Source organism: Azospira sp. I09, from assembly GCF_009177135.1.
Classification (GTDB): domain Bacteria; phylum Pseudomonadota; class Gammaproteobacteria; order Burkholderiales; family Rhodocyclaceae; genus Azospira; species Azospira oryzae.
Genome location: NZ_AP021844.1, coordinates 1,106,667 through 1,122,157, shown reverse-complemented (window position 1 = coordinate 1,122,157; position 15,491 = coordinate 1,106,667). Strand labels below are relative to the sequence as shown.

General features: G+C 60.6%; 19 protein-coding genes. 17 read left to right on the top strand and 2 right to left on the bottom strand.

The features are described from left to right. Nucleotides 1-10: 10 nt before the first annotated feature. On the bottom strand, nt 11-1,792 hold the full coding sequence (locus AZSP09_RS05200; RefSeq protein ID WP_148580991.1) for an SIR2 family protein: 1,782 nt from the start codon (nt 1,790-1,792) through the stop codon (nt 11-13). Then, complete coding sequence (locus AZSP09_RS05195; protein ID WP_148580990.1) at nt 1,789-2,079, bottom strand: helix-turn-helix domain-containing protein; 291 nt, start codon at nt 2,077-2,079, stop codon at nt 1,789-1,791. Before AZSP09_RS05195 ends, AZSP09_RS05200 begins: the two co-directional genes overlap by 4 nt. 316 nt (nt 2,080-2,395) lie before the next feature. On the opposite strand from AZSP09_RS05195, the gene AZSP09_RS05185 reads away from it, so the two are divergent. The 17 genes from AZSP09_RS05185 (at nt 2,396) to AZSP09_RS05095 (ending at nt 15,452) form a co-directional block, all read left to right on the top strand. Next, nucleotides 2,396-2,746: a DUF2958 domain-containing protein gene (locus tag AZSP09_RS05185; protein WP_148580988.1), complete on the top strand. Its 351-nt coding sequence runs from the start codon at nt 2,396-2,398 to the stop codon at nt 2,744-2,746. A gap of 372 nt (nt 2,747-3,118) precedes the next feature. Further along, nucleotides 3,119-3,874, top strand: coding sequence for a DUF2285 domain-containing protein (locus AZSP09_RS05180; protein WP_152089376.1), 756 nt, complete (start codon nt 3,119-3,121; stop codon nt 3,872-3,874). A gap of 125 nt (nt 3,875-3,999) precedes the next feature. Next, nucleotides 4,000-4,296 (top strand): helix-turn-helix domain-containing protein, encoded by a 297-nt coding sequence (locus tag AZSP09_RS05175; RefSeq protein ID WP_148580986.1) that lies wholly within the window; start codon nt 4,000-4,002, stop codon nt 4,294-4,296. Between the two features lie 26 nt (nt 4,297-4,322). Beyond that, the gene (locus AZSP09_RS05170) at nt 4,323-5,189 is read left to right on the top strand and encodes a replication initiator protein A (protein WP_148580985.1); all 867 of its coding nucleotides are present in this window, start codon (nt 4,323-4,325) and stop codon (nt 5,187-5,189) included. A gap of 265 nt (nt 5,190-5,454) precedes the next feature. Then, nucleotides 5,455-6,093 carry a ParA family partition ATPase gene (parA, locus tag AZSP09_RS05160; RefSeq protein ID WP_148580983.1) on the top strand — a complete coding sequence of 213 codons (639 nt, stop codon included), beginning with the start codon at nt 5,455-5,457 and terminating at the stop codon, nt 6,091-6,093. Then, on the top strand, nt 6,090-6,341 hold the full coding sequence (locus AZSP09_RS05155) for a chromosome partitioning protein ParB (protein WP_148580982.1): 252 nt from the start codon (nt 6,090-6,092) through the stop codon (nt 6,339-6,341). Before parA ends, AZSP09_RS05155 begins: the two co-directional genes overlap by 4 nt. Next, nucleotides 6,338-6,868, top strand: coding sequence for a DUF2840 domain-containing protein (locus AZSP09_RS05150; RefSeq protein ID WP_148580981.1), 531 nt, complete (start codon nt 6,338-6,340; stop codon nt 6,866-6,868). The genes AZSP09_RS05155 and AZSP09_RS05150 overlap by 4 nt, the downstream gene beginning before the upstream one ends. Continuing rightward, entirely contained in the window at nt 6,865-7,452 is a 588-nt protein-coding gene (locus AZSP09_RS05145; RefSeq protein WP_152089375.1) for a S26 family signal peptidase, read from the top strand. The genes AZSP09_RS05150 and AZSP09_RS05145 overlap by 4 nt, the downstream gene beginning before the upstream one ends. A gap of 448 nt (nt 7,453-7,900) precedes the next feature. After that, complete coding sequence (locus AZSP09_RS05135) at nt 7,901-9,856, top strand: relaxase/mobilization nuclease and DUF3363 domain-containing protein (RefSeq protein WP_152089373.1); 1,956 nt, start codon at nt 7,901-7,903, stop codon at nt 9,854-9,856. 95 nt (nt 9,857-9,951) lie between these two features. Continuing rightward, nucleotides 9,952-10,377, top strand: coding sequence for an organic hydroperoxide resistance protein (locus AZSP09_RS05130; protein ID WP_104727266.1), 426 nt, complete (start codon nt 9,952-9,954; stop codon nt 10,375-10,377). A 154-nt stretch (nt 10,378-10,531) separates the two neighbouring features. Then, nucleotides 10,532-11,155: a hypothetical protein gene (locus tag AZSP09_RS05125; RefSeq protein WP_197739054.1), complete on the top strand. Its 624-nt coding sequence runs from the start codon at nt 10,532-10,534 to the stop codon at nt 11,153-11,155. Nucleotides 11,156-11,384: 229 nt separating this feature from the next. Next, the gene (locus tag AZSP09_RS05120; protein ID WP_152089372.1) at nt 11,385-11,642 is read left to right on the top strand and encodes a hypothetical protein; all 258 of its coding nucleotides are present in this window, start codon (nt 11,385-11,387) and stop codon (nt 11,640-11,642) included. Between the two features lie 313 nt (nt 11,643-11,955). Then, nucleotides 11,956-12,243: a hypothetical protein gene (locus AZSP09_RS05115; RefSeq protein ID WP_152089371.1), complete on the top strand. Its 288-nt coding sequence runs from the start codon at nt 11,956-11,958 to the stop codon at nt 12,241-12,243. 70 nt (nt 12,244-12,313) lie between these two features. Beyond that, the gene (locus AZSP09_RS05110) at nt 12,314-13,126 is read left to right on the top strand and encodes an AraC family transcriptional regulator (protein WP_172974698.1); all 813 of its coding nucleotides are present in this window, start codon (nt 12,314-12,316) and stop codon (nt 13,124-13,126) included. A 411-nt stretch (nt 13,127-13,537) separates the two neighbouring features. Further along, nucleotides 13,538-14,059: a MarR family winged helix-turn-helix transcriptional regulator gene (locus AZSP09_RS05105; RefSeq protein WP_148580974.1), complete on the top strand. Its 522-nt coding sequence runs from the start codon at nt 13,538-13,540 to the stop codon at nt 14,057-14,059. A gap of 188 nt (nt 14,060-14,247) precedes the next feature. Continuing rightward, nucleotides 14,248-15,192, top strand: a complete 945-nt coding sequence (locus AZSP09_RS05100) for a LysR family transcriptional regulator (protein ID WP_148580973.1) — start codon at nt 14,248-14,250, stop codon at nt 15,190-15,192. After that, complete coding sequence (locus tag AZSP09_RS05095; RefSeq protein WP_104729099.1) at nt 15,189-15,452, top strand: entry exclusion lipoprotein TrbK; 264 nt, start codon at nt 15,189-15,191, stop codon at nt 15,450-15,452. Before AZSP09_RS05100 ends, AZSP09_RS05095 begins: the two co-directional genes overlap by 4 nt. Nucleotides 15,453-15,491 lie beyond the last annotated feature (39 nt).

Here is a 15,491-nt window from a genome sequence, read left to right as displayed (position 1 = left end):
GGGGCGACTGCTACCATGACATCTTGCCCACGTAGCGCTTGAAACTCTCAATGGAGAGTTCCAAGAAGCGGCGGCTGTTCCGCGCAAAGCCTGCGTCCAGCAAAGCTGTGATGGTCGCTTCCGATTGAAGCTCCAGAATCAGTGAATTGGCTGACGAGTCATGCCATCCAACGCGCCCTACGGGCATACGGGCGAACAGCCCGTGAGGTGTATTGGTAAAGGCTTGTTCCAAACTCGCTTCGCTGTCTTCCTCCAGATAGACAAGAGCAGCAAGCAGTTCGAATCGTTCAAACACCAGCTCAAATTCAGCCGATACACCTGCAAAGCTGGACCGCCAGTTCGTCATCACATCAAGCAGATGATCACTGAGAGGGGTCTTGCGACGATCAAGGCCTTCCAATTCTTTCCAGACTTCATTTTTCGCCCCTTTCCACTCATCCAGGAACAGCGTGGAAACCACTCGTTTCGGGTCACGATATTCCCGAGGCCAGGGCGCAACCAGCAGTTCGTGAAGTGTCTTCCATCGCTGCGAGCGCGTCAGGCCGACTCCGTAGGCAGTAAATATCAAGACGGCCGGATAAGATCGCAGACCGAGCCAAACCAACAGGCCGTTTCCAACCTTCTCGGCCTGCATATACAGTCCTCTGATGATGTCGAGGATCGTGGTCAATTCAGAACCATCCCCCCATCTGCCGAGGACGCCAGCCATGCGCGTCAAGGGTTCGGCCAGCGCCTCGTATCGTCGTACCCGCGATCGGAACTCTTCCTGATTCCACTGGCCATGGGGCGCGAATTGACTCCCATCGAGTTGCACCATCAATCGCTCCGCCTCCTGCGAAAGCAACTCGTCCAGTTGAATACGATGTTCCGGCTTCGCCAGGTAGCGCTTCGTACTATTGACCAACAATTCGACGCTCAGCGGATTCTGACGCTGGCTCTGCTCAAGCGTTTCGACTCGCTGTTGAAGTGTTTGGAAAAACTCGTCCGCGCCTGAGATCGGTATCGTCTTGGCGCTTCGATGGATGGCCAGTTCGCTGGCTCCCGAGCCCAACGCACCCCGGGCCGCCCAATACACGGGATAGCGCCTGTTCGGTGCACGGAGGAAGGCTGCCCGCAGGGCATGATCCCATTCACCCGACCAGCCGCAGATGATCAGACCATGCTCATCAAAGATGCGGTCCAGCAGTTTGTCGTAGCTTTCCGGGTAAGCGCTCAGTTCCTGATCGGTGTTCAGGATGCGGGCATCCTTGTAATCGCCATGCAGCTTGAGCAGGTAACAGCGACTGTGCGTCAATGGCTCGGCACCCGCCAAAACGTCTGCGGAGGAAACCACGGTGGGCTCGACTCCTTGCTCCCGAAGGGCGTTTTCCATGAGCCGGTCAAAGTTGGTCGTGACGATGACCCGGACGTGACCAGAACGAACCAACTGCGCTATCGCGTGATGCGCCTTGGTCGGGATTTTCCGGCCTTCTTCGCGATCCTGCTCATCTGGCTCGATGTACCGATGCAATATCGCCCTACGCTCATCGGGTGAACTGGCGATCTCCTCCAGCAGCGCGGAATAGTTCGGCTCTTGCCCGGTCTTTTCCCGGTACCACTTTGCCCAATCGGACTGCTCCTCGACGCCTTGGGCGGTCGCCACACGGCGCACCAGGTCCAACGTAATTTCCCACCCGGTCGGAATCTCTGCGGAGCGCGACAGGCCCGACCCCAGAAGAACAGCGAAGACCCCTTTGTTCTCGTAGACGGAAAATCCAAGTTGGGTGATAGGGTCGTTCTGGAGAAGTGTCATTCGTCGCCTGTCTGTGCCAGCAGTTCAAGCTCATGCCGAACCTGCGAGAGTAGTTGATCCGCCTTCTTGGGGTTGTTCCCCGAATACGCCAATGCCAGAAGCGTCACCGGATGGATCTCCATCACCTTGCACAACTCGGCCAGCTTGTTGAGCGTCGGGCTTTTCAGATCACGCTCCAGCGAACTCAGGTAGGTCCGGCTGGAGACGTCGGAGAACGCTTCCTGGCTCAGGCCGCGCGCCTTCCTGACTGTCTTCAGTGCCATCGCCAATGAATTTTTCGCTGTCATCCGGTGGTTTCCTCAAAAACCAAGATGACAGTCGATTGCGCTCTATAGGGCTACAATCTATAGTGTTCATTTGGCGATGAGCCTTACGGCTTTGCGCCTTTACTGAAATCCGCATCTGTGGATTCCGACCGAATCTGAGAGCCGTATCTGTGCTTTTCCTGACTTCCATAATTCCGCTTTTCCGTTTCCGTGCATGTACGGATTCGATGGCTTCCGCATCCGTGTTTGCGCACGAAAGCGCACATCCGGTTCGGTGGTTCCACGCTTTCGCGGAAAGGCGGATTCGTGCATCCTCGGTTTCGTGGGATTCCTGACCATGACCCAGCCTCTCGCCACCGTAGACGAGCGAGCGCAACTGCTCGCCAACGGAGCGGCACGCGCGGCTGAACAGAGCATTGACCTAATACCCGTGGTGCGGCTGTTCACGCCGGATGCGCACGCGACCTGGTTGCTGGCTGCGCTCGACCCCGCCGATGGCGACACGGCCTGGGGCCTCATCGACCTCGGCATCGGCATGCCGGAGTTGGGGACGGTCAAGCTATCCGACTTGGCAGTCATCGTCGGGCCGCGTCGGCGGCCCATCCAACGCGACCTGTATTTCCGAGCGTCGCGGCCGTTATCGGAGTACATCCGGCTGGCGCAGGCCGACGGCTCGATCCCAGACTGATCGAGCCTCATGGCCCCCGCTGCGGAAGGTCATCCAGACACAGGCCGTTGCGGCGCATTGTGTCTTTTTCAGTCTGGTTTATGACGCCGGCAATCTGAATCGCCACTCTTGCGCCAAGTCGGTACCGCCCTGATCCAAAGGGGCATGATGCACTGCGCAGCTTGCGGCAGGGTGTCCGGTGCCGTGCCCTCAATTCCGGGTTGCACAGCCGTCGCATTCGGACAATCCACGTAAGACTTCGGAGCCAATCAGTCTTGACACCGCTCGTTACGGTTCAAGAGTATCACTTTGGTGGTAGGACGGTGATGTTTTGATGGCGTAGCTCCAGCGTGCCGACGTGGCGACGATCCCTGCCCAACAGGAGGTTGCGTCATGACTGATCGAAGCGTCGAACCTTGGTATCCCACAGCCGCATATCTCTACGTGCTGCACCTGGACGACTTGGCACTGGCTTGGGAGTATTTGCGCCGGCATCCCGATTGCCGAGGCGACTGGCTACACCGCCATCGCCAGCCGGAAACCGCTCACGGTTGGGGGCTGCGTATGCTGGAAGACCCGGCCCTGGATGCGCGCGACGCGCATCCAGCCTGGCTTCCCGGCCACCCTTGCACGGCGCAACTTCACCCGGACATCGACCCGCCCCCGGATGCCGTCGCGTTCGAGCTGTGGCGCATTCCCGGCCACAAGCACCTGATCCACGATGGCCGACGCCTGATGCTCGCCACGCGCTGGCCCGGCTGCTGCTTGCGCCTGGCGTTGGCGCCAGACCTGGAGGATGGCATGGCCTACGTCTACGCCATCCGCGCGTGCGACATGCCTTGCGCACGCCATTGCACGCTCCGGGCCGAACTGGACAAGCTGGCTGTGGCCGCCGAAGGCACGCCTACGGCGGCGGCTCGGCCCCGGCCCGCGCCGACAGCGCTGCAGGAGCTGCACACCTTGCAGGCGCTTGATGCCACCTTGGCAGGCGCGTCATTGCGTGAAGTCGCCGAGGGACTGTTCGGCACCGATGCCGTGGTCAAAGGCTGGTATGCCGACGGCGGCCTGCGGTCGCGCGTGCGCCGTTTGGTGCGACGCGGCCAGGGTCTGATGCGCGCTGGCTATCGCCGCCTGGCGCAACTCCAATGAATTGAACAGGGTCGTTTTGCGTCCCCAGCAAAACGACCCTCAACGGGACGCATCCCTTTCTTGAGACTGCCTCCATCTGGCCGCGCGTCGCGGCTGGACTGTCCTGAACGATGGAGGCTTACCCGATGCGACCTGCTCCCTTGCGGCCTGCTGCCGCACACGCCACGCAGCAGCAACCCGCTGCTGCTACACAACCTCAACGCTACCTGACCAACGACGAGGCCGCCGAATATTTGCGCTTGTCGCCGCGCACGCTGGAGAAACAGCGCGTGATCGGCGGCGGCCCGCGTTTCCGCAAGTTTGGCCGCCGCGTCATGTACGCGGTGGCCGACCTCGACGTTTGGGCCGACCAGCGCAGCTTCGAGGCCACGTCCGATCCCGAATACGCCGAGCACCACTCGGCCGACAGCCGTGCGCGCTGAACGGTGCTTCGCCGGTGGCCATCTCCATGTCCAACCCGTCGCTGTCGTCCCGATCATCGGGGCAGCGATCAATGCAGGAGCGGGAACAGCTCGATCTGTTCCGCGCGCTGCCGGGCGACATGGCGCCGCGCGACAGCCAGGATTTGATGGCCTTTCCGTTCTTCTCGCTGGCGAAGTCGAAGCGCGTCCAGCCGATCGACTTCCGCGCCGGCGGCGTGACGATCCGGGTGGAGGGAACGCAGGAGCATGGCATCGCCACAATCTGGGATGCCGACATCCTGATCTGGGCTGCCAGCCAGATCGTGGAAGCGCGCGATGCGGGCATTCGCCCATCGCGGCTCATGCGCGCCACGCCCTACGAGATCCTGCGCTTCATCGGGCGCGGTACGTCGCTGCGCGATTACCAGCGCCTCAAAGCGGCCTTGGATCGCCTGCAATCGACCACGGTGGCCACTTCCATCCGCGAGACGACCGGGCGGCGCCTGCATCGCTTCTCGTGGATCAACGAATGGAAGGAGTTGGCCGACGCCCGCGGCACACCGCTGGGCATCGAGCTGATCCTGCCGGACTGGTTCTACGCGGGCGTGCTGGACGCGGCGCTGGTGCTAACCATCGACCCGGCCTATTTCAAGCTCACGGGTGGCATCGAGCGCTGGCTGTACCGCCTGGTGCGCAAGCACGGCGGCAAGCAGCCGGGCGGCTGGCAGTTCGACTTCAAACACCTGCACCGCAAATCGGGCAGCACGGCGAAGCCCTACGACTTCGCCTGCGACCTGCGCGCGCTGGTGGCGCGGCAGTCGATGCCGGGATACGTCCTGGGCATCGAGCGGATGCCGGACGACGGGGCCGAACTGCTGACTTTCAGGCCCGTGCTGCGGACGGCACGGGGATAACTCGGGGAAAACCTGTGAATGGCCTCGTGCTATCAGGCGTGGTGGGTATCGTGCTATCGGGCGTGTCCCTATCGTGCTATCAGGCGTGCGAAACCGCCGAAATCCTAATAGCGGCGCGGGTTTTCGGTCTCTCTAACTTCCCTAACTTAAATTCTTTAACTAATAAAAACAGCGCGCCGTTTCGGTGGATAAACGACAAACGGCACGGCACACGGCGATTCGCGCGGTACAGAAAACCCAGCTTTCCAGCCAGGAGGGCCGGGCCATGATCATCGCCTTGCTCAATCAGAAAGGCGGCGTTGGCAAGACCACGCTCGCCACGCATATCGCAGGCGAGCTGGCCATGCGCGGCCAGCAAGTCGTTCTGCTGGACGCCGATCCGCAAGGCTCGGCGCTGGACTGGACGCAGCGGCGCGCCCAACAGGGCTCGCCACGTTTGTTCAGTGCAGTAGGTCTCGCACGCGAGACGCTGCACCAGGAAGCGCCGGAGCTAGCACGCCAGGCCGATCACGTCGTCATCGACGGCCCGCCGCGTATCGCCGCGCTGGCGCGCTCGGCGCTGCTGGCGGCCGAGCACGTGCTGATCCCGGTGCAGCCCAGTCCCTACGACTTGTGGGCGTCTACCGAGATGGTGGCGCTGATCCGCGAGGCGCAGGTGTTCCGGCCAGCGCTACGCGCAGCCTTCGCCATCAATCGGCGCGTCAGTACGACCATCATCGGCCGTGAAGCGCGCCAGGCATTGGCCGACCAGCCGCTGCCAGCATTGCGCTCGGAGGTGCATCAGCGCATCGTGTTCGCCGACAGCGTGGCCGCCGGCCGCCTCGCACGCGAGACGGCGCCCGACAGCGCCGCCGCACGCGAGATCACGGCGCTGGTGGATGAACTGCTGCGGTGGCCGACATGAGCCAGCACAGCGGCAAACGCATCGCCATCGGTGCGCGTCCGCCGGCGAACCCTCACGCCGAGGCGTGGGTTCGCCAAGGGGACGCCGATGGCATCCAGAAAGGCGACCTCTACACCGCGCGCCTGACCCTCGACATCACCCCCGCGATGCGCGCCCGCGTCAAGGTCTCTGCGTTCACGCAAGGCGTGACCGTCGCCGAACTGCTGCGTGCACTGCTGGAACGCGAATTCCCAGAGAGCACCCAATGAACCCGCAACCTTCGGCGGCTCCAGCTACGCCGCCCACGTTTGCAGCGCTCGCCCACCAAGCGGGCGCCGCATCGCTGACTCGCGTTTCGCTGGCCTACATCGAGCAACGCATCGACCTTTACCTGCGGTTCGGCGAGCCGGCGCGCATCGTCCGGCTCGACCGCTGGCGGCGCGTCGCGGTGTTCCTGCCCGGCGCGATGTTCTGCCGCATCCGCTGGCACGCCAACGACTACGGCACGATCCGCTGGCAGCTCATGACGATGCAGGCTTGTACGCCGCAGGACGCGGCGCAGCGCATCCCCGGCGTGCTGCCCGGCGCGCGCCTGCTACTGCACGCCGAGGGCGAACCCGCCGTGCGCGCTGTGCTGGCGCAGCTCGACGCCATCGAGGCTCTGGGCATCGCGCCTGCCGACGTGTCGCCCGCGTACTGGCGCACGCTCGGCAACCGGCTCGCGGCCCGCGTGCCGCTGCCGGCGTACACCGCCGAGCGGCACGCCGCCTGGCTGGCCGGGAGGGCGCTGCCATGACGACGCTTTCCACATCCGGCACCGCGCCGCATTCTCGCTCGCTCGGGCGCGCTCGCATCGTGCTGGCGAGCCTGTCGGCCTGCGGCCTCGCTGCGCTGGCCTGGGCCTCGTTCGTGTCGCCGCTGCCGCGCTTCACCTACAACCCGTCCGACAGTGTGGCGGTCGGCTGGTATCGCATCGAGCCGTTCGACCACCGAGCCGACTCGCTGCCACGTCTGTTGTCCGTGGACAGCATCGTGCTCGTCCCGCTGCCGGCCGAGGCCGTTGCACTGGCCGCGCAGCGCGGCTACCTGCCGACGCGCGTGCCGCTGCTCAAGCGGATCGGTGCGATTGCGCCGCAGGAGGTGTGCATCATCGGTCGCAGTGTGCGCATCGACGGCGTGCCGGTGGCTGCCGTCTTGCCCGCCGACCGCTTCGGCCGCCCGCTGCCATCCTGGCAGCAATGCCGCCGTCTCGAACCGGACGAGCTGTTCCTGTTGAGCGTGACCAACCCGGCCTCGTTCGACAGCCGCTACTTCGGCCCGGTGCGCGCATCCGCTGTGCTCGGCGTCGCGCATCCGGTCTGGTTGGAGACTCGCCGATGATGGCCGCCGATTCGCTGCGCTTCACCGTGCCATCCAGCGTGTCGTTCCGCTGGCCGTCGCCGTGTCGTCGCGCGTGTCGTGCGAGCGTTGACTTTGCGTATTCGGCGCCGCACGTCGCGCAACATCCGGCGCCGCTTTCCCACGTGCAGGCGTCTTGCCTCGAACGCGCCCGGCCGAGGGCCGTCGCCGCGTTCGCCGGCGCGCTGGCTGCAAGCAGCGCAGCGTCGCCGGGCCGCCGACGTCCGGAGCGCCAGCGAGGGGCAAAGGCGGAAGGCAAGATAAAAGGTCGCGGCACTCAGCCGCTTGAAAACCCTGTCTGCACGTGGGGGTGGCGCGGCACGAGCCAAGAGGCGGCATCGTGCCTCGAGAGTGCGCAATGCCGCATCGGCATTGGAGAAGGCGCGTGCTTCACACGCCCGGCTGCGCTGGTCTTGGATGGAAGCGCAGCATGAGCAAGCATGACGATGAGCGTTTCAGGATACGTCCCGGCGCGCCGAAACAGCGCGACGACGCCTTCATCAACAAGGTGCTGCGCCAGACCAACAAGGCCGGCACCAAGCTCGGTAAGACGGTCGGTAAAGTCGGCCATCTACCCGGTTCCCGGCTGGGGCGTGGCCACGTCGCCGCTCGCTTCGCTGGAGCCGCGCTAATGTCCAACGCCCGTCGTGTGACGATCAAGACGCGACTGGTCAATCTGGCCAAGGCCGGGCCGCGTTCGACTGCCGCGCACCTGCGCTACATCGAGCGTGAAGGCGTCGATCGTCAGGGCGGGCCGGGCCACGCCTACGGCCCCATGACCGACTCGCCGGACACTGCCGCTTTCGAGGAATGCGGGCGCGAGGATCGGCACCAGTTCCGCTTCATCGTCTCGCCGGAGGACGCCGACCAGCTCGACGATCTGCGCACCTATACCCGGCACCTGATGGCACGCATGGAGGCCGACCTGGGCACGCGGCTGGACTGGGTGGCGGTGGATCACTGGAACACCGACAACCCGCACACGCACGTCATCCTGCGCGGCAAGGACGACACCGGCAAAGACCTCATCATCTCCCGCGACTACATCGCCGAGGGGATGCGCCACCGGGCCACCGAATTGGCAACCGAATGGCTGGGGCCGCGCACCGAGTTGGAAATCCAGCGCGCCATGCAGCGCGAAGTCGACCAGGAGCGGTGGACGGGGTTGGACCGCACCTTGCAACGCTTGGCCGTGGACGGTCTCGTGAGTCCGGAGACGATGGCCGAGCCCCGGCTGCAACGCCAGCGGCAGATGCTGATTGGCCGGCTGCAGCGCTTGCAGCGCATGGGTCTGGCGACCGAGCAGCAACCTGGCACATGGGTCATTCATGCCGAGGCCGAACTCACGCTACGGGCCATGGGCGAGCGTGGCGACATCATCCGCACCATGCAGCGCGCCATGAGCGGCAGGCAGCGTGAACTGGCCGTATTCCAGCCCGTTGAGGACGGCCGCGCAATCGTCGGTAGCGTCATCGGCAAGGGACTGACCGACGAGCTGCATGACAAAGGCTATCTGATCGTCGATGGCACGGACGGCAAGGCGCACTACGTTGTGTTGCCACCGCGATCGGAATTGGAGCAGTACCCGACCGGCGCCGTGGTGGAGGTGAAAGGCTCGACTGAGGTGCGCGCGGCCGACCAGAACATCACCGCGCTTTCAGTGAATGGCATCTACCGCACCGACCATCACCTTGCGCTCGCCCAAGGCCAGGCCACGCCCGACAGTGACCCACGCGCAGTGGTGGCGGCGCACGTGCGTCGGCTGGAAGCTCTGCGCCGTGCCGGCATCGTGGAGCGTATGGCCGAAGGCGTCTGGCGTGTGCCCGATGACTTGGCCGAGCGCGGCCGCCAGTACGATGCGCAGCGCCTCGGCGGTGGCGTGGCAGTAGATTTGAAATCACACCTGTCCATCGCGCGGCAGACCCGCGTGATCGGTGCGACCTGGCTGGATCAGCAGTTGATCGGCGGCAGCAAAGGGCTGGGCGACATAGGCTTTGGCAGCGAGGTCAAGGACGAACTGCAGCGGCGTTCCGACTTCCTCGTTGAGCAGGGGCTTGCCGAGCGGCGCGGCCAGCGAGTGGTCCTGGCACGCAACCTCTTGGCGACGCTGCGTGGGCGCGAGCTGGCGAAGGCCGCGCACGACATAGCGTCGGAGACTGACTTGGAATATCGGCCAGTCTCCGACGGCCTACGCGTGGCGGGCGTCTATCGCCGCAGCGTCATGCTCGCCAGCGGGCGCTACGCGATGCTTGATGACGGTATGAGTTTCAGTCTGGTGCCGTGGAAGCCGGTGGTCGAACAGCAACTGGGGCAGCAGATAGCCGCGACGGTTCGTGGCGGAGGGGTGTCATGGGAGGTTGGCCGTAGGAGAGGAATTTCGATCTGAATGGCTTGATCAAGATTTGCCATTGCATTTTGTTTAGCTAGCGATATAATCGCTACCGTCCATATGGGCTTAATCCACTCTTAGGAGAAAACATCATGAGTGCGCTGTATTCGACCAAGGTCACCGCCGTCGGGGGCCGCAACGGCACTGTGCTTAGCGACGATGGTCTGCTGAACCTGCAACTGGCCTTGCCTTCGGGGCTCGGGGGCAAAGGCGGTGCAACCAATCCCGAGCAACTGTTCGCGGCGGGTTACGCGGCCTGCTTCGGCAATGCCGTCATCCACGGCACACGCAACAAAGAGACGAAAGTCCGGGACAACGACATTGAAGTTGTCGCCACAGCAGGCATTGCCCCGAATGGTAGTGGCGGCTTCGGCCTGACGGTTGCGCTGGATGTAACCATCGCTGGCGTCGACCAGGCCAAGGCAGAGGAAATCGTCGCCGAGGCGCACAAGATCTGCCCGTACTCGAACGCCACGAAGGGAAACATCGATGTTGTGCTGTCAGTGCATACACGCTGATTAACAAATCAGTAGTGCCACAGGCCTGATGAACTTCTGGTGCTGGGTCATCGGTGGCGTCGACGCGTGTGCATCGCCCCTGCGACCTTCGGATGCTGTTCGCCAAGAACGACGTGAATGGCGCCACTGCTTACCCATCTATGCAAAGGAAACCATGATGGTCAACCACACAAAGCTTTTGTTGGGTCTTGCCCTTTCGACCGTGCTTGTTGTCCCAGCATTTGCCGACAAGTCCAAGAATGAATCCATTCCTGTAAGCGATAGCTCTTTCCAGTGCATCACAAAAATGACACCGGTGCGCGGATTCTACGTCGCCAGCCTGACCGGAAAACTGAACGAAACCGTTGCTGTCGCCAAATCCAATAAAGGTGGCGCATATCCACCGGGTTCGGTGGTTCAGTTAATTCCTGGCGAAGTCATGGTCAAACAGCCTAAGGGTACAAACCCACAGACACATGACTGGGAATTTTTTGAACTAGACGTAGATGCCAAGGGCACCAAGATCCGAAAACGTGGCTATACCGATGTGGTCAACCGCTTTGGTGGAAATTGTTTTGCGTGCCATGTTCAAGCCAAACCGCAGTGGGATCTCGTTTGCGAAAAGAACCACGGCTGCCAACCCATCCCATTGACAGATGCAATGATTAAAGCACTCCAGCTCAGCGACCCTCGGTGTTCTCCAGCAAATAAACTGAGTGAAGCCGACAAAAAGGCACTGCAAGAAGTCAGCGAAGTATTTAAAAAGATATCGACCAGCGGAGTCGAAGGCCCTAAATAAGTGTTTATTGAAAACAGTCAGATTCGGTAAGCACTACACACGCGCTGCCGAATCGATTTGTCTTATCCAAGAAGGATGCCGCTGACGAAAGGGAACCCATATGTATATAGCCATAAAGCATAGTCATCTATTGACCGCTACCTTGTCGATATTCCTGACAGGTGTCTGGACAGTTCTGGCCTGGAATGGGAGTCGTAGTACCTCTGGCGGCTTGGGCGGCCACGCGAAGATGATGTACATCGCTCACCGAATAGTTTCCGGACTGGCAGGACTGACCGGTTTGGTGGTGACAGTCGTGGGGCCGTGGCAAGCCATGCTATTTCCATATATTGGACTTGCGGCATTTGCGGTTCACGGAATCGCTGCCAACATTTCGAAGAAAACTTTCGACGTCGCACATGAGGCTAGGAAGCGAAGAGTCGCACTATTGATCCAGATTTCAGCCCTCGCGCTTTCCGCCTATGTGATGGTCATCAAAACCATCTGATCACTGCCATGCCATCTTGCGCATATACAGGTGCTGCGTGCCTCCCCCGCAGGGGCACACGCAGCAGTTATGCTCGGCATTCTTCCGAGTGCTACGAGAACGGGAGGTCTTATGGAGTATTCATGGCCGATCGCACACATATCATACCTGATAAGACAAGACTCAGAGGTGGCGGCTGGCTATAGTGTTTCCGAAGGGTGATTCGTGGATTTTCCGTTAGGAACATTCTTTCAAAATCAAAGTTTTTTAAGGAAGAATTATGCTATTGCTATCTCTGGGGGCCTTTACTGTCGTAGCACTGATCGGATTGATCATGGCCAGTGACGTATTTCGCAAGAAGCCTACATCCCCCATTTTCAAAGTGCTCCACGTTGTTTTTGTGCTAATCGGTGCGCTGGCAGCGATCGTGGCGGCATTCTCCGGGGATACTCGGGTTTGGATCAACATTGTCATTGCCTTGGTTATCATCGGCCTGGGGGCCTTGCTTTTTGCAAAACGATCCAAAGGCGAACATCCGAAGGGAGTGGTGATCGTGCACGGGGGGCTTGCCGTTACGTGCTACCTTCTTCTGGCCTACTTCACTCTTTTCAACCACGCTTGAGCACCATAAGGCCGTAGCCGTAGTGACCATGTTGACATACTAAGTTGCTGTTAATCCGATGCTCTGGAGCTTGACTACCGAAGTCCGGGAAACATCCGAACTCCTGCAGCAGGATGCGGTTGAATTCATCGTGTGTTGTCAGGAGGGCGGGCGTCTTATCGCCGATACGGGGGATGCCCGCGAAATCGCATTTTTGCCGGGACGCTTGGTCCTGATCCCGCCCAACACTGCTTACAGAATCGTCATCCACATGGGGGATGTGGCCCGTCTGAAGATCGCCTGCTGCCCCCCAAGCGACTTACCTCGTTTCTTATCACCCAAACAGGTGGCTTTGGTCAGCGACGTGAGTAAGGAGGGGATCACGGTTTCCGATTTTCCAGATCATTTGTCCTGGTTGGAAGCCACTATTAATATGATTTCTGACGGCTTCAGCAACGAAAATTTGCTGGCTGAACAGGTGAGTTGGAGTGCCGTGGGTCTGCTGCTATCGCTGCACGTCAAAGGCCGAACCAGTAGCGCAGATAATCTCATCCATCGCTATCGCGGCAGAATGCAGGAAGTGGTTTCCTGGATCGAGGACAACCTGCATGAGGAAATAACTCTGGATCAGGCGGCCAGACTTTTTGGCATGTCCCGCAGTCTGCTAACCCGGGAGTTTCGCCAGCATACTGGCAAAAGCATCGTCGACTTCAGAAATACTTTGCGGTTGCAAAAAGCGGCATCTCGGCTCTCGAATCTGACGGAGACAGTCACCGGTGCAGCCATCGACAGCGGGTTTTCAAGTGTTAGTCAGTTTCATCGGAAATTCAAGGAACATTTCGGCCTCACTCCTACAGCTTTTCGCAAAAAGCGCCTGAACGCCGATAGCCTCGATCAGGCCTAGGGCGAACCACGGCATCTCCATAATTTGAAAGGGCCTTTGCTCAGTTGGGGCCTCCTTGCTTTTCGGCAATACTCACCGCGCGTAGTAATGCCAATGTGGATTTATAAATGGTGCACGCTGCATTTTTCGCTCTCCCCAGCGAATCATCAGCAGCGAGCGCGCAACGTCACAATTCGCCTTGAAAATAAAGATTTAGGCTGGTGCGTTAGATTTCCTCTTGCCGAATTGATCCGGAGGTCGACACTGTGGCCTTTCAGCATCTTCCAGCCGCCACATCGGGTGAGGCTGTTACCAATCGTCGCTTTTCCTGGCTCGTGCAGGTCTTCCCTGGACGGAATTTTGTCATTACACTTAAAGTTGGTAGCGATACAATCGCTAGATTGTCTTTTAGACAAGGTATCACACTCAACCATGAAATCCGTCCGGCGTACACCAGAAGACAACCCCCTGCGACTCGATCGCCAGCTTTGCTTCCCTCTCTATGCTGCAACCAACTTGTTGACCCGGGTCTATCGACCTGTGCTGGAACCGCTTGGCCTAACCTATTCGCAGTATCTGGTCATGTTGGTGCTGTGGGAACGGTCGCCGGTCAGCGTTGGCGACCTTGGTGAATGCCTATATCTGGAAAATGGCACCTTGACGCCATTGCTTAAGCGCATGGAACAAGGCGGATTCATCAGTCGTCGTCGCGATACCGAGGACGAGCGGCGGGTGCTCGTCACACTGACGCCCCATGGACATGATTTGCGCGATGTCGCGAAGACCGTCCCGGAAACACTCTCTCGTCAATTGGGGCTCGATGAGGCATCCGTCGCGGAGCTGCGCAACTCAGTAAGGTCTCTGGTGTGCATCCTAGCCGATCACAAGTATCCGACATCATCTGAGGCGCCCAGTCGCCCACCTAGATCGAGCCCGCCTTTGGCAAAGGCATAGGAGAGCAAATCCATATGTCCCTTGCTCTCAAACACGCACCCTGCCCCTACCTTCCGGACCATGAAGTCGTTGGCCGCTTAACCACCGGCGGTGCCGAGGTAGCCCTATTGCGGACTGGCCATAGGGAGATTGAAGCGATGGTCAATCTGCTGAGCACACCTCACCTTGCTATCAAAAAGGGATGACCTATGGAGTTTCGGCACCTCCGCTGCTTCCTGGCAGTCGCCGAAGAACTCCACTTCGCCCGCGCAGCCGAGCGACTGCACATTGAGCAATCGCCGCTGTCGCGCACCATCAAGGAACTTGAAGAAGACCTAGGAGAGCAATTGTTCGTCCGGACCAGCCGCAGCACACGTCTGACACCGGCAGGCAAGTTGTTCCTGGAGCACGTACCGCGTGTCTTCACCGCCTTGCAGCAGGCGCGCGACAGTGTGAAGGCCGCTGCCAAAGGCTTCCACAGCCAATTGCGCATTGCGCTGTCCGACGGCATTGCGCCCGCGCGTCTGCCAGCTTTGCTGGCGTTGTGCCGACAGGAGGAGCCGGATGTCGAGATTCGGTTGTTCGAGGTACCGCTGTCTCAGCAGATCAAGGGACTGCATAGCGATCTGTACGACGTAGGGTTTGGCCAAGCCGATGAGGTTGGCGATGGTCTAGTTGCCGAAGCGGCTTGGACCGATCCACTGATGGTCGCAGTGCCAGCGCGGCATCCACTGTTGACGCACAAGCGCATCCCACTCAATGAAGTGCTGCGTTATCCGCTGGTGTTGTGCGATCCACAGGTATGCGAAGGCCACGCACGCCAGATCGATCGTGTACTGCGACGAGCAGAACAAGAACCCGTGATCGCCGAGCGCGTGACCTCCAGTGATTTGATGATGGCGCTGGTGTCGGCTGGTTTTGCCCTGGGTTTGACTGGCGCAGCGCAAATCGCTTCCAGCCGAGAGGCAGGCGTGGTGGCGCGTCCGCTGGCGGGCCGCTCACCGATTCTGACGACCTATCTGCTGCGCAGAGAAGGAGAAATTTCGGAAGTCTTGGCCCGCTTCATCGAACGGGTGCAGGCCATCGAGTCACCTGAAGGTTTAAGGCACGCGCCATCCTCACAATCCTACAACCCACAGGACATCAAGCAATGAGGAATATCGTACCGTTCTTGCTGGTCGCAGCATTGGTCGCGTGCGGTCCATCGGGAACATCCACCGAGGTCAACGTACCAACCGTGGAAGAACTGGCCGCCGATCCTGCGCGACTAAAGGAGCTGCGTCAGCAGTGCAAGACGGATCGTCCAAAACTCGGCAATGAACTTTGCAACCGAGTAGCCGGAGCGACGAACCTACGCTTTCTCGGCGACGGCAAGACGCCCTACACCCCACCGAAGGAACAAGCCAAGTTTTGATTCATTCGTCTTTGTCCTCCCACGAAATTCATCTATTTG

Excerpts from the sequence above, each read along its gene's own strand:
- AZSP09_RS05200 (WP_148580991.1), bottom strand. The coding sequence starts at position 1,792 with ATGACACTTCTCCAGAACGACCCTATCACCCAACTTGGATTTTCCGTC.
- AZSP09_RS05195 (WP_148580990.1), bottom strand. The coding sequence starts at position 2,079 with ATGACAGCGAAAAATTCATTGGCGATGGCACTGAAGACAGTCAGGAAG.
- AZSP09_RS05185 (WP_148580988.1), top strand. The coding sequence starts at position 2,396 with ATGACCCAGCCTCTCGCCACCGTAGACGAGCGAGCGCAACTGCTCGCC.
- AZSP09_RS05180 (WP_152089376.1), top strand. The coding sequence starts at position 3,119 with ATGACTGATCGAAGCGTCGAACCTTGGTATCCCACAGCCGCATATCTC.
- AZSP09_RS05175 (WP_148580986.1), top strand. The coding sequence starts at position 4,000 with ATGCGACCTGCTCCCTTGCGGCCTGCTGCCGCACACGCCACGCAGCAG.
- AZSP09_RS05170 (WP_148580985.1), top strand. The coding sequence starts at position 4,323 with ATGTCCAACCCGTCGCTGTCGTCCCGATCATCGGGGCAGCGATCAATG.
- parA (WP_148580983.1), top strand. The coding sequence starts at position 5,455 with ATGATCATCGCCTTGCTCAATCAGAAAGGCGGCGTTGGCAAGACCACG.
- AZSP09_RS05155 (WP_148580982.1), top strand. The coding sequence starts at position 6,090 with ATGAGCCAGCACAGCGGCAAACGCATCGCCATCGGTGCGCGTCCGCCG.
- AZSP09_RS05150 (WP_148580981.1), top strand. The coding sequence starts at position 6,338 with ATGAACCCGCAACCTTCGGCGGCTCCAGCTACGCCGCCCACGTTTGCA.
- AZSP09_RS05145 (WP_152089375.1), top strand. The coding sequence starts at position 6,865 with ATGACGACGCTTTCCACATCCGGCACCGCGCCGCATTCTCGCTCGCTC.
- AZSP09_RS05135 (WP_152089373.1), top strand. The coding sequence starts at position 7,901 with ATGAGCAAGCATGACGATGAGCGTTTCAGGATACGTCCCGGCGCGCCG.
- AZSP09_RS05130 (WP_104727266.1), top strand. The coding sequence starts at position 9,952 with ATGAGTGCGCTGTATTCGACCAAGGTCACCGCCGTCGGGGGCCGCAAC.
- AZSP09_RS05125 (WP_197739054.1), top strand. The coding sequence starts at position 10,532 with ATGATGGTCAACCACACAAAGCTTTTGTTGGGTCTTGCCCTTTCGACC.
- AZSP09_RS05120 (WP_152089372.1), top strand. The coding sequence starts at position 11,385 with ATGATGTACATCGCTCACCGAATAGTTTCCGGACTGGCAGGACTGACC.
- AZSP09_RS05115 (WP_152089371.1), top strand. The coding sequence starts at position 11,956 with ATGGCCAGTGACGTATTTCGCAAGAAGCCTACATCCCCCATTTTCAAA.
- AZSP09_RS05105 (WP_148580974.1), top strand. The coding sequence starts at position 13,538 with ATGAAATCCGTCCGGCGTACACCAGAAGACAACCCCCTGCGACTCGAT.
- AZSP09_RS05100 (WP_148580973.1), top strand. The coding sequence starts at position 14,248 with ATGGAGTTTCGGCACCTCCGCTGCTTCCTGGCAGTCGCCGAAGAACTC.
- AZSP09_RS05095 (WP_104729099.1), top strand. The coding sequence starts at position 15,189 with ATGAGGAATATCGTACCGTTCTTGCTGGTCGCAGCATTGGTCGCGTGC.